This window comes from Streptomyces sp. NBC_01092, from assembly GCF_045039535.1.
Classification (GTDB): Bacteria; Actinomycetota; Actinomycetes; order Streptomycetales; family Streptomycetaceae; genus Streptomyces.
Genome location: NZ_CP108659.1, coordinates 4,527,746 through 4,541,813 on the forward strand (window position 1 = coordinate 4,527,746; position 14,068 = coordinate 4,541,813).

A 14,068-nucleotide genomic window follows, 5' to 3' on the forward strand; every position below is an offset into this window, starting at 1 on the left:
CTAAGTCGGTCAGCAGGTGAATCACGAGTACTGCTACGTCGTTCAGTCTCGTGGCGGGACAGGGTCCGGCGCGCTGGTGCCCGGCCCCCTCTTGTGCGGGGGAAAACCCCACCCCCGCTGGTTCGGTCAGCCGCCCCCCAGCGGCGTAAAGCCAGGTTAAGGACGGCACCGGTGCCGTCTCGTCGTCCGGCGGTACCAACCCTCCCCGAGACGTAGTACGGAGGTCCCCCTAGGGGCTCTCCGCCCTTCGGCGGAGGACGGCTCGGGGTTGCCTCCCCCCTCCGGCCCATCGAGCCTCCACCCTCCCGCGGCGTGAGGGTCAAGTGGGAAGCTGTTCGGCGGCGGATAGGTGCAAGGGGAAAGCAAAAGGAGAGGGACCCGGTGGGCAGTACGAGACCCGCGATACGCGACACCGCACAGCGCACCGGAACCGACAGACGCACGGCCGTGGTCGCGGCCCTGATGCTCGCGATGGCGCTGGTCGCGATCGACTCCACCATCGTCTCCACGGCCGTACCGCAGATCGTCGGCGACCTCGGTGGCTTCTCCGTCTTCTCCTGGCTGTTCTCGGGATACCTGCTCGCGGTGACGGTGACCCTCCCCGTCTACGGCAAGCTCTCCGACACCTTCGGCCGCAAGCCGGTGCTGATCGCGGGCGCGGCGGTGTTCCTGCTGGGGTCGCTGCTGTGCGCGGTGGCCTGGAACATGGCGGCGCTGATCGCGTTCCGGATCGTGCAGGGGCTGGGCGGCGGCGCTCTTCAGGGCACGGTCCAGACGCTGGCCGCCGACCTGTACCCGCTGAAGGAACGCCCGAAGATCCAGTCCAAGCTGTCCTCGGTGTGGGCGCTGTCGGCGGTGACCGGGCCGGGCCTCGGCGGGGTCCTGGCGGCCTACGCGGACTGGCGCTGGATCTTCCTCATCAACCTGCCCATAGGGGCGGTGGCGTTGTGGCTGATCGCCCGCCACCTGCACGAGCCGCAGCGCGAGTCGACGGGCACGCGCGCGCGTGTCGACTGGGCAGGCGCGCTGGCGGTGTTCGCGTGCGGGGGCGTCCTGCTGACGGCACTGGTCCAGGGCGGTGTGGCCTGGCCTTGGCTGTCGGCCCCGTCCCTGGCCCTGTTCGCCACGGGACTGGCGCTCGCGGCGGTCGTGGTGCTGGTGGAGCGCCGGGCGGCCGAACCCATCATCCCCGGGTGGGTGTGGCGGCGCCGGACGATCGCGGCGGTGAACCTGGCGCTCGGCGCGCTGGGTCTGCTGATGGTGGCGCCGACGGTGTTCCTGCCCCTCTACGCACAGGCGGTCCTGGGCCTCGCCCCGGTGGCGGCCGGATTCGTGCTGTCCGTCTGGACGTTGAGCTGGCCGGTGTCGGCGGCGCTGAGCCAGCACGTGTACCGAAGGATCGGCTTCCGCAACACGGCGATGCTGGGCATCGCGACGGCCTCGCTGATCCTGCTGGCGTTCCTGTTCCTGCCGTATCCCGGGGCGGCCTGGCAGCCGACGCTGCTGATGCTGCTGCTGGGGGCGGCGCTGGGGCTGTTCCAACTGCCGCTGATCGTGGGCGTGCAGTCGACGGTCGGCTGGTCGGAGCGAGGGACGACGACGGCGTCGGTGCTGTTCTGCCGGCAGACGGGCCAGACGCTGGGCGCGGCGCTCTTCGGCGCGGTGGCCAACGGTGTGCTGGCGTCACGGCTCGGCGGGGCGAGCGACCTGGACTCGGTGACCCGGGCGCTGGATTCCGGCGGCAGGGCCCCAGAGGCCACCGGGCGGGCCATCGCCGACGCGGTGCACGCCGTGTATCTGGGGGCGTCGTGCGCGGCGGCGCTGGCCTTTCTGGTGCTGTTGCTGCTGGCGCCGAAGCGGTTCCCGGTCCTGAAGGAGGACGACTCAGGGAAGCCGGACGGCTCACGGAAGCCGGACGACTCAGGGAAGCCGGACGACGACCTCGGGGTTGTCCGGTGACGGTCCGTCCAGCAGCGGCTGCGGGACGCCCTTGAGGTGCAGGTCGAAGAAGGCGGCGACGTACGCGCGCGTGAGGGCCAGTGAACGCTCGTAGGGCATTGGAGCGGTGTCCGGTATCCCGGCCAGGCCCGCGAGGAGGGGTACGTCGGTGAAGGAGCCGTGGTCGGCGCCGGTGACGGTCAGCCAGCGCTTCCAGCCGTCCAGGTCGGCCCAGCTCTGGTGCCAGGTCTTGTCGTCGTGCCGGTCCTTGGCCCCGAACATCAGGAAGGGACGCCCGTGGAGCCCGTCGGCGGGGACCGGGGCGAAGAACGTGCCGTCCATGTTCACGCCGGCCCGCACGCGCGCGTCACCGGCCATCGTCGCTGCGGTGGAGGCGCCGCCGATGGAGTGCCCGGCCATGCCGATCCGCTTGGTGTCGATCACGCGCGCGTACCGCCACGCCGGGTGGCGCCCGGTCAGCCGGTCGAGCACGAAGGAGACGTCCTGGGCCCGGCTCCCGGCGACCGTCGAGCCGCCGATCGAGGAGAACTTGTCGCAGATGGCGCAGGGCAGGGTCTGCCCGTCGGGGAGGGTCGTACCGGCGTTCTCGTACGGATGGTCGACCAGCGCGACAACGTATCCGCGACTGGCGATGTCCTCGGCGAGTCCGGTGAGGGTGGACCGGGGGAACGTGAACCCGGGCGAGAGCACGACGAGCGGGAACCTGCCGTTCGCGGGGCGGGCGTCGGGGTGCGCCCAAGTACGGACGCCGCTGATCGTCTCGGGCGGGACGGTGGCGTCCGGCGCCCTCAGCTCAAGAAGATGGCGGGCCTCTTCGGTGGTCATGTAGGGAGCGGTCGGTCCGCTCGTGCCGGGGCGCGCCGGGTAGTACATGGACACCATGAGCTGACGGGGCCCTGCGGACGGAACCCAGGGGTCCGGACGGTCGGCGTCGACAAGGTGGAGGGTGCTGCGGCCGACGGTGTACGGGCCGGTGGGACGGGGCAGTTGGGCCGATGCCGCGGCAGCGACGACGGAGGCCGAAAAGTCCGGCCCCGCGGCCACCGCGGGCAGGGTCAGGGCCGGTCCGAGCACGAGCGCGGCGGACACCGCCAGCGCTGAGAAGCGTGGTCTGTTCATGCCGAGGACGTTAGGCCGCGGGCCCCTGACCTGGCGTCAGTCCGCGGTCGTAGGACGTGGGTGCCGAGCGGCGGTACCGGTGACCTACCACGGTCGGACAGCCGTACGGTCGTAGGCGCATACCCTGTCCTCATGCTGACCTTGGAGCGCCTGCGCGCCGACCACGCGGACGCCGTGCTGGCCTTCGAGCGGGAGAACCGTGAGTACTTCGCCCGCACGGTGCCGGACCGCGGGGACGAGTACTTCACCCCCACGGGATTCGCGGCCAGGCACAAGGCACTGCTGGCCGAACAGGACGCCGGGGTCTGCCATTTCCACGTCGTGCTGAACGATGAGGGGCGCCTGGTCGGCCGTATCAACCTGCTCGACGCCGAGGACGGCTCCGCCGAACTCGGCTACCGCATAGGCGAGCGCGCGGCGGGCAAAGGTGTCGCGACGGCGGCGGTGGCTCAGGTGTGCCGGATGGCCGCAGCGACGTACGGACTGACCTCCCTGGTGGCGGTCACCACGCTCGACAACCTGGGGTCCCGGACCGTCCTGGAGAGGAACGCGTTCGTCGTCGTGGGGGACACGACGATCGACGGTCAGCCCGGGGTCCGCTATCGACGCGAGCATCTCGGGCACTGACAGGGCGGAAAGCGGCCGGCGAGGTCCGCGCGTTCACACCTGGGGCTCCTCATCCTCGAAGGCGTTGCGCAGGCCGTCGAAGAGGTGGGGGTCACAAGGTGCCAGATGGGTCGCCTGAGCCGTGTGGACGATCGTCTCGGCGATGTGTCGGACCCCGCGTTCGTACTCACCGCGCCTGCCGAACTCCATCAGCCCCAGCATGCCTCTGTCGGCGTAGACGTCACCGAGCTCATGGTCGGCGTACTGGATGCCCCAGCTCACCGATGGCAGGTGCCTGGGCTCCGTGGAAGCCCAGAGCACGGGTACGATCGCGGAACTCTGGCGGCCGCGGAGGCCGTTGTCCCGCTGCTGGCGCCGACCGAAGGCGTCCCATTCCATGCCGCACCAGGCGGTCTTGAAATAGCGAGGCGAGTAGAGGGGAACGAACACCCTGGCCGTGGCCAGCGCTCCCTTCATCGCCTGCTGCCACTCCATACCCGGCGGCAGCGTCACGTCGATGAAGCCGAGGCCCTCCTGCGGGGTGTGGGTCAGCTCCGCGAGTTGCCGGGTCAGATCGACGAAGAACCGGTGCTCGCGGCTGCGGGACCCCGTGCGAGCACCGGGTGTCCGGGCATAGCTCAGATAGAACAGCGGCCCTTGTTGCAGCTCCATGAAGGGCGTGGTCTCGGGCTCCCTGTCCCGAACCTGGATCACCGCTCCCGGCGTGATCTCCGCCATGAACGCGTCGATGAGTCCCGACGTGACAACGTGCTTCGACACGGTCTCGCGGTCCGACACGACGATGGAGTGCAGCCTTCCGTCGTTGTCGAACAATGCCGCGCTCTTGAGGCCGCGGCCTGCCGCCGAACGGGCCGCAAGGGACACCGTGCACACCGGCTCCTTCGAGGAGCGCCTGCTCGCGTACCAGGCGGCACCCACCTCCCGGCTACCGAAGGGAGAGAGCGGCGCCGCCGACAGCACGGAGTTCTCCAGCCGCATCATGATCAGCCCTGACCTGCTGTCACGCGTCATCACGTCGCGCACGCGGAAGGCCCGACCGTCCAGACGATGGATGTGGAACGGGCCGGAGGTCACCTCGAAGCCGGCGGTCAGGACGGCGTCGGATCGCACAGCGACGCCAGTGGCGAGGAATTCGCCGGCGCGGGTGATCCAGACCAGTGAGCCCATGAATTCACGGACCTCCTCACGGCCCACCAGCGTTTCCACCGCAAGACTGCCGGCCGTCTGACTACCCTCCTGGAGCTTCGAGGCGAAGTGCGCCAGCACCGACAGTCGCGTTCCCACGACGTCGACGAGGTCGGCCAGTTCCTCGCTCCATTTCCACGCCTTGCCCCGATGTCCGGCAAGCATCTCCCGGAGGTACTCCACGGCTGACGCACCGTCGGGGTCCCGCAGCTCCGTGCGGTACGCCGCCGGCCACCGTGTCCGCTCGGCGCGAGTCATCAACAGGCTGCCGTACCCCTCGGGCGGAAGACACAACTTGCCGGATTCCTCAGGATCGTCAGGAGCGGACGCGAAGGTCGCCGAGCTGACACCGTCATAGATCAGCAGCCAGCCGGGATGTCGGGTCAGGTGGTCACGCAGGTCGGCCAGGCGCCGGGCCGGGAAGGAGCGGTGCTCCTCTTTTGTACGGGGGATTCCCAGGTCGTCAGCGAGCGCCGTCAGGTCTCCCAGCAGAGTCTTGCGACTGCCCGCACGGATCCACCTGACCAAGGTGAAATCCGGGGCCAGCGCCTCGGCACAGTCGGCTGCCAGCGCGGTCTTGCCCACCCCCGCGGCCCCTTCGATCACACACGTCGCCATTGCACGGATGGGATAGCGCCTGTGCTCCGCAGGGTGCCCCCTGAGGAGCACCTGCACGACCTCCGCGGCCTCACCCCGGCGGACGTAGAACGGTGGCCGCTCGGGCACCCGGCTGGGTAGCGGCCCTCCGGCCCGGCCGCCCTTCAGGTCACTGCCGACGCCGACGCTCACCTGGACGTTCCCCACGGTCATCGTGAGGCTCTTCTTCGACCGGAGCCACGGAACCAGCCGCCTCCCGCGCCGCCGTTTCTCTCGCTCCTCCGGCACCGCCTCGGCCGGTGCCGACTCGGTCCGGGGCGCCGCCTCGGTCCGCCTTCTCGCCAGCTTCGCGGCCACTTCCCGGTAGTCCCCGCCGACTCCGCCGATGACCGCCAGCGCCACTTCCGCAAACGCGCGGCTTCCTTCCGGCAGTTCGAGGCCGTCCAGCCCGCCGTTCTCCTTCACGGCGATCACCAGCGCACCGAAGTCGGTGACTCCGCCGAACGTCGCAGCCACCCGCTCGCTCACGCCGTCGATGACCTGCTCCAGCACAAGCAACGACTCCGTGCGGGTCAGCCGTTCGAGCAGGGTGTCGCGCACACCGTCGCGGAAGTCGTACAGCACACCGTCCGGGTCCTCTCCCGGCTCGGCCGGAGTACGGCGGACCAGCAGCCCGGACACGAAGATCTCGGCGAGATGCATGGGCGTGGAGGACGGGACCATGGTGCGCTGGACCAACCGCATCACCGGCAGGCTCAGCGGAGCAGCGGCCAGCAACCGCAGCAGACCGAACGCCTCCGGCGAGTAGCCCTCCTCGAAGCGCGAGATCCACCCCGCCGGGGTGTTCGGCTCGTCCGTCGGATCAGCCGGACCCGGACGTTGCGCGACGGTCAGCGGTACGGCCTGCAACGGCACGCGCTCCACCGTCCGACCGGACACCAGCCGCGCCCACGGCCCCAGCCAGTCGCCCGAGACCTCCAGAGTGGGCAGCCAGCGGATCTGCGCCCGGTCCGCCGCCCCCGCCCGCCCGCGCGCGATGCCCGGCAGCGGTCCCGTCGACCGGACCTCGATCGCGGCCCGGTGGGTTTCCGCGCCTCGCGCCCGCACGGGCAGGGCGCGTAGCGCAGTACGGTGCCACAGGCGGCTGGGCAGCACCTGGAGCGCGGCGACGGGGCGGCGGACCGACCAGTCGGCGAGGGCGGCGGGCAGCTCCGTGCCGTGCCAGGCGGGGCCCACACCGTCCGTCAGGACCAGTACCGCGCGTCGCCCGGCCGGGTCCGCCAGGGACTGCTTCCAGTGTCGCGTCGGCGAAACGGCCTGCGCGCCCCTGCGGAACGGTGCCAGTGTGGGCTCCGGGCCGTCCGTGTTCAGCGCCCAGGCGCGGACGTCGGCGAAGGCGCCGTGCCGGGCCAGGAGGGTGCGCAACTCGTCGGCCAGGCGATGCCACACCGACATCGTCGTGCCCGTGTCGATCAACAGGTCCACGGAGAAGCGGCGTTCGGTGGCCGGGCGCAGGATCGGCAGGAGCAGGCCGGTGTCGCCGGAAGCCGCGGCGGTGGCCGCCACGTCGAGCGTGCGGGCCCGCGCAGAGGGCACTTGCTGGCGCAGCGGGCGCAGGGCCCGGGTCAGGGCGAGGGCATCGGGGAGCGCCGAGGGCTGCGCGACGCGGATGACGTGCGCACCGCCGGGACGGCCGGGGGCCGCGCCGTCGGCGCCGGGAAGGTGAATGCCGGCCAGGGGAGGCTCGGGGTCGGGGAGCGGAGCAGATGGCTTCTCCTCCGGCGGCGGTGAGGCGAGGTCGGCGGAGGGCGCGGGTGCCGTGGGGTCGGCGCCGCTGCCCAGGAGCGACCAGTCGACCGGGTCGAGGCCGCTGAGCCGGGCGATCCACAGCACATCGAGTGCGTCGGTGGCGTCCGGCGCGCCTCCGGCGTCGAGGAGACGTGCGAGCTCTTCGCGCAGCACATCGCCCTGCCCGGCGGACTCGCCCCCCGTCACGGCTTCCTCGTCCCCTGACACAGCTCCCGTGGCCCCCGTCACGATCCGCTCAGCCTCGATCCAGTGGCCGCAACAGGTCGTCACCGAGCAAGGACTGTCCCTCCTCGGTGTCCCACAGTCCTCGTTCCGCCATGAGCAACGCATTGAGCAACTGGTCGTTGGCCAGTGTGCCCATCTCCCGTTGCTTGGCCAGGAACTGGGCGATGATCTTCCCCCGCACCTCGGCGGATCCGTTGTTCCCGCCGACGCCCGGCTCGCCGAGATGCGCCGCGACCATGCCGGTCAGTTGCTCCTGATCCGCCGGCCCGATCTCCAGCCGGATGCAGCGGCGCAGGAACGCCATGGGGAACTCCCGCTCCTCGTTGCTGGTCAGCACCACGAACGGGAACTCCGCACAGGCCACCTCACCCCCGTGGACATCCACCACCTCACGATCGGCGGTCATCACCGATTGCCTCCCCTTCCCGAGGCGGGCCAGTTCGGGGATGACGAACTCGCCCTCCTCGAAGACATTCAGCAGGTCGTTGGGGAAGTCCATGTCACTCTTGTCGATCTCGTCGATCAGCAGCACCCGGGGCCGCTTCCATGGCAGCAACGCCGTCCCGAGCGGTCCGAGCCACAGGTACTTGCCGATGTCCGGTGGCTTGGGCCGCTCGCCTCCGGGGCTGCGCAGTGCGCCGGCATTGCCGAGCCCGGCGTCGTAGAGGCGGCCCACGGCGTCGTATTCGTACTGCCCGTCCTTGAGGGTGGACCGGCTGGTGATCGCCCACCGCAGCACCGGCCCGAGCTTCAGTTCGTGCGCGACGGCGTAGGCGAGCGTGGACTTGCCGGTCCCGGGCTTGCCGGTGAGCAGCAGGGGGCGGCGCAGGTGCAGTGCGAGGTTGACGAGGTGTTTCGCGCGGGCGCCCGCCTGATAGGCCTCTCCCTGGCCCTTGCGGCCCAGATGCCGGAGGTGGGCGTCGTCGTCCGGCACCTGCGGTGACTCCAGCAGCTCGGCGCCACCGTGTCGGAAGGCCCGCCACGGGGGTGCCTCGGGCAGGCGTTCAATGCCGTCGTGGGGGGTGCCGGTCCCCTCGTAGACCCACCAGTCCTGCGTCTGCGTCATGCTGCTCCTTCGCCGGCGCCGCGGGTGCCGGACATCGGGCTGTCCTGTTTCCTGAAGACACACGTCGGGTCGTCCCACAGCAGAGTGATCTGCTTACCGACGCTCGCCGGGTCATGACGCTTGCGTTTGCGCACTTCCAGGACGCTGTCCGGCAGTTCGGCCAGTAGGGCGGGTGGCTTGGCGTTGCGCAGCTCGTCCAGGAGGTGGGCGGGGTCGCCCGCGTCGCGTCGCCAGACCATGACGGGAATGCCGTCCTCCAGCAGGGCGTCGAGCACGGCGTCCCGGATCAGGGGATCGTGATGGTCGTACGGCTTGCCGAGCCCCAGGCAGGCGAGGTCGGCATTGTGCCGCAGCCAGTCCTCCACGTCGGCGCGGTCCGTCAGGCGCAGCGACTGATACTTGCTGTCCGGGCAACGCCGGCCCTCGGACGCGGAGTGCGAGTCTCCGCAGGTCTCCCCGCCGGCGGCATCAGGGCTCATCCAGCCGATGCGCTCGAGTGGGTCACCGCTCACGCCGTCCCGGTCGAGGGCCTCCCAGCGCCGAAGCCACTCGTCGTGCGGGAAACCGTCCTTGTACCGTCTGAGGGACCGTACGACGACCTGGCATCTGCGGCTGAGGGGTTTGTCGCCCGCGCCACTGGACCACAGCTCGGCCGGATAGCCGAGCAGCGAGTCCGGAAGCAGGAACTCCACCCGCTTGTTCGCGTCCCAGTCCACCTGTTCCCGTGCCCGCCAGGCAGCGAGGAACTCGTGGCCACGGAGCATCAGTTCGTCGCCGTTGAACAGTCCCGGTGCGGGCCACGAACAGTGGAAGTCCGGCCTGGCGCCCGCGATTCCCTCGTAGTGGAATCCGCGCAGCGAGTAGCGACGCTGGGTGTAGGGCAGGTCGCTCGGCGCGTCCTCCTCCTCGACCCGTATCTGGATGATGACCTGGCGCTCGCCGCTCGCCCGCGCTCCTGCGACGACGGGTGCCAATTGGTCGGTGGGACGTGCGTCCAGGACGGAGACGACGAGTGCTTCGAGTCGGCTACTGCGGTCCTGCTCGGCGGCGAGCAGCCGCAGAAAGCCGAGAAGGTCCCTCCGAGGGGCATCCGGGTCGGCGATCGGCTCCCGGGCGTCGTAGAGCTGGAACAGCACGTCCGGGAGCACAGAGCGGCAGTCCAGCGACCGACCCCCGGCACGGCGTTCGTTCATGTAGTGGATCACAGCGGTGCGCCCGAACTCCGGGGGATGAGCGCGCAGCTCACCGACGATGCTCAGCACACAGGCGCCCGGCAGCGGACCGTCCGGCCTGGTCAGCACCGTGACCGCGAGCCTGAACCAAGCTGTGCCGATGTCGTTCTGCCTGACGACCGACAGCGCGGCCAGCAGCGCGCCCAACGCCTCGGCGCGGCGGGCGGTGCGGACGATGGCGCGCAGATGCGTCGCAGGGTCCGGGGACTCGCGCACGAGAAGCGGCGAATCAAGGCCCATGCGTTCGCCCGTCAGCAGCAGCAGCTCCTGCCGTACGGCGAGCTCGTGCAGCCCGTCAGTACTGAGCAGGATCGCCTCAAGTTGACGGTCGGCCTTCCAGTACCGGCCATGGCGCAGGTGTTTGACCCGGCCCGCTCGGAGTGCCCCGGCGAGCCAGCGGCGCCGGAAGGACACTCATGCCTCCCTGAGCGCCAGTCCGGAGGCGACGAGCAGCTCCCGCACGCGCTGCGTGCCGACGTCGTCCGGCGCGATCTCCTCCAGCGCGAGGTACATCGCCTTCAGCGCCGCGTCGGCGGTCAGCGTCGTACGTCTGATACGGCGGTCCAGCGCGCGCAGATGCGTCCGCGTGTCCGGGGACTCGGTCACGTCGAAGACGTGACCGAGTCCGAGGAACTCGCCCATCAGCTCCAGGAGTTCGTGCCGGGTGTCGAGCCGGTGGAGTGCCGGGCAGGCGGTAAGGGCGTCGAGGAGTGCCTTCTGCTCGGGGAGTACGAATGTCGCGGGCGGCGGCTGCGGTGCCGGTACCGACGTCGGCGCGACGACAGGCGCGGGCAACATCAACGGCTGAGTGGCGGTCCCGACGGGTTCACGTGGGGGCAGCACGGGCACCGGTCCCAGCTCCGGCGTGGTCTCGTACGGCTGATCGGTCAGCAGCCGCAGCAGCGCCTCCGCTCCCGCGACGGTGAACTCCTCGACGCTGTAGCGGGTATGGGTGCTGCCGCCCAGCCATACCGGCAGATCTGCGGGCGAGCCCTCGGGCAGGACAACGGGAACGATCTTCTTCAGCGCGGCGTCGGGATTCTCGTACACGAGACTCCGCAGCAACTGCGCCTCCCACTGCACGCCCGCGCCGTCACCGGGCCCGGCATCGCCCTCCGCCCGCCGTTTGTATTCCGGCGAGGCGACAACGATCACTTGCCGGCTGTCCCGGATACCGCGCAGCATCCACAGCGCCCAGTCCTGGCGGCGTTCCCCCGCAGGCAGATCCAGGTCGGCAGCGATCCCGCACGACCGGAGGAAGTGGCAGAACTCCCTGACACGCTCGCTGTGCTTGTCGTCGTCATGGGCGTACGAGATGAACACCGGGTCCGAGGACCGGTGTGCCCCCTCACTCATGTGGCCTCCCCCTTGCTTACCCGCGAACCACGTCGAGTGGATACATGATGGCCCAACCGGGGCGGTGGCGAACGGTGTTTGACGATGTGTCACCACTCCGGGACAGAGACGCGTGGGGCGCATGGGCTTGGTGTGTCCTGTGCGGCTCGAGAGCGGCCTGAGCACCAACCGGAGCAGGCTCTTGCGAAGCCGTCGCCCCCCTAGGGTCAACCCCGCACCTCATCTCCGGGACCGTCCGCCCTCTCGTAGGACGCCCGGCCGTGGAACCTCCGCGTCTGCTGGAGTCATGGACCTCAACAGGCGTACCGCAATGGCGGCAGGACTGGGCGCGGCAGCGACCGCCGCGGTGGGCGTCGGTTCGGCCTCCGCCCGCGCGGCCGTCCCCGCCACGATCACGATCCCCGGCGAGTCCCCCGCCCGCACGAACATCCCCGTCGCCCGCGACCGCCGCGCCTCCGGTGGTCACTACCTCGCCCTGCTGACCGCCGAGCAACCCCCGCCGGACACGGGCTGGTACGCCACCTATCGTGTCCGCGTCCCGCACAAGCGCGTGTACGCGCTGTCCGCCGTGGCCATCGCCCCCGTGGAGACCCCGCACACGGAGGCGGTTGGCTCTTACCTCCAACTCTCCGTCAACGATGGCCCGTTCCGCGAGGTCGCCCGCTCGCAGCCGGACTGGTACGGGTCGCCGGCCGCGTGGGGCGATCTGTCCGTGCTGAATCTCGGAGAGGTGGAACTTCGGGAGGGGGACAACGCGTTGGGCTTACGAGTCGTCGAACCGACGATCCTTGACAACAGCATCGTGTATGTCCTGTCGCTGGATCATCTCGTCCTGCGCCCCCTGCCCGGCGGCCCCGCTCTGCGCGCGGCCACCGTCCCCCGTCACAGCGTCGGCGAGCCCGCTCACCTGCGCCTGACCCTCAATGCCCGCACCACGCGCCCGCATCCCGTTCACTACGCCGTCATCGACTACCACGGCCAACGGGTTGCCGCCGGCCGTGCGGCCATCCCCGCAGGCCGCAGGACCACCACCGTCGCCCTCCCGGCCGACCTCCCGCCCGGCCACTACCGCATCCATGCCGACGACGGCGTGACCAGCACCTTCGCCCGCCTTCCCGCCCACCGCGCGACCGCTGTCACCGACGCGGCCGGCAACCGCTTCGGCGTCAACGTCTGGGCCTCCTCCCTCGTGCCACCGTCCCGCCTGGACGAATTCGCCGCCGCCCTGCGGGACATGGGGGCGGGCTGGGTCCGCGACGGGCAGTCCTGGCCGGCTGCCGAGCCCGCGCCCGGTGCGTACGACACCGCGCACCACGACCGGGTCACCCGCACCCTGCGTGCCCGCGGTCTCGCCGTCCTGGACGTGCTCTCCCCCGCGCCCGAGTGGGCGATGACCGACGCCTCGCTCCCCCTCCCGGCGGACCTGCGCCACGCCTACCGCTACGCCCGCCGCCTCGCCCTGGCCGCCCCCGAGGCGCTCCAGCTCTCCAACGAACCCGACGTCGACACCACCCGCAGTACCGGCGACGCCCACGCGGCCTTCGTGAAGGCGGCCGCGCTCGGGATCAAGGACGCCTGCCACGACGCCCGCGTCGGCGCGCCGCTCGTCGTCCTGCCGGGGATCGCCCAAACCGGCCCCTTCCAGGACCTGATGCTCGCGAACGACGTCGTCCGGTACGCCGATGTGTGGGCCTTCCACGGGTATCCGGATCCGGCGGAGCAGGACGATCCCGAGGTCCCCGGCGCCGCGGACGAGCAGCACGCGCTCGCCCGGCGGCAGGGGGTCGGCGACATGCCGCTGTGGATGACCGAGTGCGGGGCTTTCCTCACGACGCCCGCCGATCTCACTGCGGCGCAGGAGCGGGTGCAGGCGCGGTACCTGGTGCGTTCGATGGTGGAGGGGCTGGCCGCGGGGAACGCGCGGCAGTTCTGGTTCGCGGGGCCGCCCCTGCATGACGACGGCGTCTGGTTCGGGCTGTTCGACCGGGACTTCGGGCCCCTCCCCGCGTACAGCGCCTTCGCCGCGCTGACCTCGGTGCTCGGCGCGGCGCACTTCGTCGGGCCCCTGCGGCAACTGCCCGCGGGTGTCCGCGGGTTCGTCTTCGACGACGGGTGCGGGCAGCGCGTGACCGTCCTGTGGGCCGCGCGGCCCACGCGCGTAGCCGTGCCGGGGATGGCCGTGTCGGGGGTGGCCGTGTCGGGGGTGGCGTACGACATCATGGGGCGGCGGATCACTGAGGCGGGCTCGGCCGTCGTCGCCTCGCCGGATCCCGTCTACGTCGTCTCGCGCGCCGCGGACTCCACCGGGAGGGACGCGGACGCCGGTGCGGGACAACACCCCGGCCGGGCTTCCACCGCCGTCCCCCTCTCCCCCGCCGAGCACATCGTCCTGAGCCAGCGCTACGCCCCCCGCAACACCGCGCCCGGCAAGGACAACGGCGACGCGCCTGCGCCGTACGGATACCGGCTCGGCCGTCGTACGCGTATGAGCCTCGACGTCTACAACTTCGGCGGTCAGGGGCGGTACGTGACCGTCGCGGCGGAGCCGATGGGGGCGGGGTGGTCGGTGTGCCTCGTGGCAGCGGGCGCCGCGCGCGTGTGGGTGCCTGCCGGAGGGCGGGTCTCGGTGGACTTCGTGGTCGTGGCGGGGCGGTCGGTGCGTCGGCGGGTCGACCGTCGGCTGGTGTTCGGGGCGCGGCTCGACGGTGGGGGCGAGGTGCCCGGCAGTGTGGCGCTCGTGCACCTGAAGTAGTGCCGCGATTGCCCTCAGTTTCCGCACAGGCGCTTTAAAAGTCTGAGTTAACGGCGGTAACACCCCTGGTCAGACACGGTTCGGCATCAACAAGCGCATACCGACCACTCAGTCTGAGGAAACCCTCGCGCATGTGCCTAC

The 14,068-nt window shown here is 70.9% G+C and carries 8 protein-coding genes; 3 read left to right on the plus strand and 5 right to left on the minus strand.

Features of this window, described 5'->3' with window-relative positions; genetic code table 11:
- The first annotated feature begins 381 nt into the window (after positions 1–381).
- Positions 382–1,959, plus strand: a complete 1,578-nt coding sequence (locus OG254_RS20285; protein WP_405583659.1) for an MFS transporter — start codon at positions 382–384, stop codon at positions 1,957–1,959.
- Here OG254_RS20285 and OG254_RS20290 read toward each other — a convergent pair.
- Positions 1,921–3,078, minus strand: a complete 1,158-nt coding sequence (locus OG254_RS20290) for an alpha/beta hydrolase family protein (protein ID WP_405583661.1) — start codon at positions 3,076–3,078, stop codon at positions 1,921–1,923. The two genes, OG254_RS20285 and OG254_RS20290, sit on opposite strands and share 39 nt — an antisense overlap.
- A 132-nt stretch (positions 3,079–3,210) precedes the next feature.
- Between OG254_RS20290 and OG254_RS20295 the strand changes: the two genes are divergently transcribed.
- A complete protein-coding gene (locus tag OG254_RS20295) occupies positions 3,211–3,705 on the plus strand; it encodes a GNAT family N-acetyltransferase (RefSeq protein ID WP_405583663.1) in 495 nt (164 codons plus the stop codon).
- Between the two features lie 33 nt (positions 3,706–3,738).
- Here the strand turns inward: OG254_RS20295 and OG254_RS20300 are convergent, their stop codons facing one another.
- The 4 genes from OG254_RS20300 to OG254_RS20315 are packed head-to-tail and all read right to left on the minus strand — an operon-like array spanning position 3,739 to position 11,175.
- Positions 3,739–7,482, minus strand: coding sequence for a TIR-like protein FxsC (locus OG254_RS20300; protein WP_405583665.1), 3,744 nt, complete (start codon positions 7,480–7,482; stop codon positions 3,739–3,741).
- A gap of 49 nt (positions 7,483–7,531) precedes the next feature.
- Positions 7,532–8,587 (minus strand): AAA family ATPase, encoded by a 1,056-nt coding sequence (locus OG254_RS20305; protein ID WP_405583667.1) that lies wholly within the window; start codon positions 8,585–8,587, stop codon positions 7,532–7,534.
- Positions 8,584–10,233: a hypothetical protein gene (locus OG254_RS20310; RefSeq protein WP_405583669.1), complete on the minus strand. Its 1,650-nt coding sequence runs from the start codon at positions 10,231–10,233 to the stop codon at positions 8,584–8,586. The genes OG254_RS20305 and OG254_RS20310 overlap by 4 nt, the downstream gene beginning before the upstream one ends.
- Positions 10,234–11,175 carry a TIR domain-containing protein gene (locus OG254_RS20315; RefSeq protein ID WP_405583671.1) on the minus strand — a complete coding sequence of 314 codons (942 nt, stop codon included), beginning with the start codon at positions 11,173–11,175 and terminating at the stop codon, positions 10,234–10,236.
- Between the two features lie 286 nt (positions 11,176–11,461).
- Between OG254_RS20315 and OG254_RS20320 the strand changes: the two genes are divergently transcribed.
- Positions 11,462–13,927 carry a hypothetical protein gene (locus tag OG254_RS20320; RefSeq protein WP_405583673.1) on the plus strand — a complete coding sequence of 822 codons (2,466 nt, stop codon included), beginning with the start codon at positions 11,462–11,464 and terminating at the stop codon, positions 13,925–13,927.
- Positions 13,928–14,068 lie beyond the last annotated feature (141 nt).

What these genes read in the sequence shown, in the direction of transcription:
- OG254_RS20320 (WP_405583673.1), top strand. Translation starts at nt 11,462, where the DNA reads ATGGACCTCAACAGGCGTACCGCAATGGCGGCAGGACTGGGCGCGGCA.
- OG254_RS20315 (WP_405583671.1), bottom strand. Translation starts at nt 11,175, where the DNA reads ATGAGTGAGGGGGCACACCGGTCCTCGGACCCGGTGTTCATCTCGTAC.
- OG254_RS20290 (WP_405583661.1), bottom strand. Translation starts at nt 3,078, where the DNA reads ATGAACAGACCACGCTTCTCAGCGCTGGCGGTGTCCGCCGCGCTCGTG.
- OG254_RS20295 (WP_405583663.1), top strand. Translation starts at nt 3,211, where the DNA reads ATGCTGACCTTGGAGCGCCTGCGCGCCGACCACGCGGACGCCGTGCTG.
- OG254_RS20305 (WP_405583667.1), bottom strand. Translation starts at nt 8,587, where the DNA reads ATGACGCAGACGCAGGACTGGTGGGTCTACGAGGGGACCGGCACCCCC.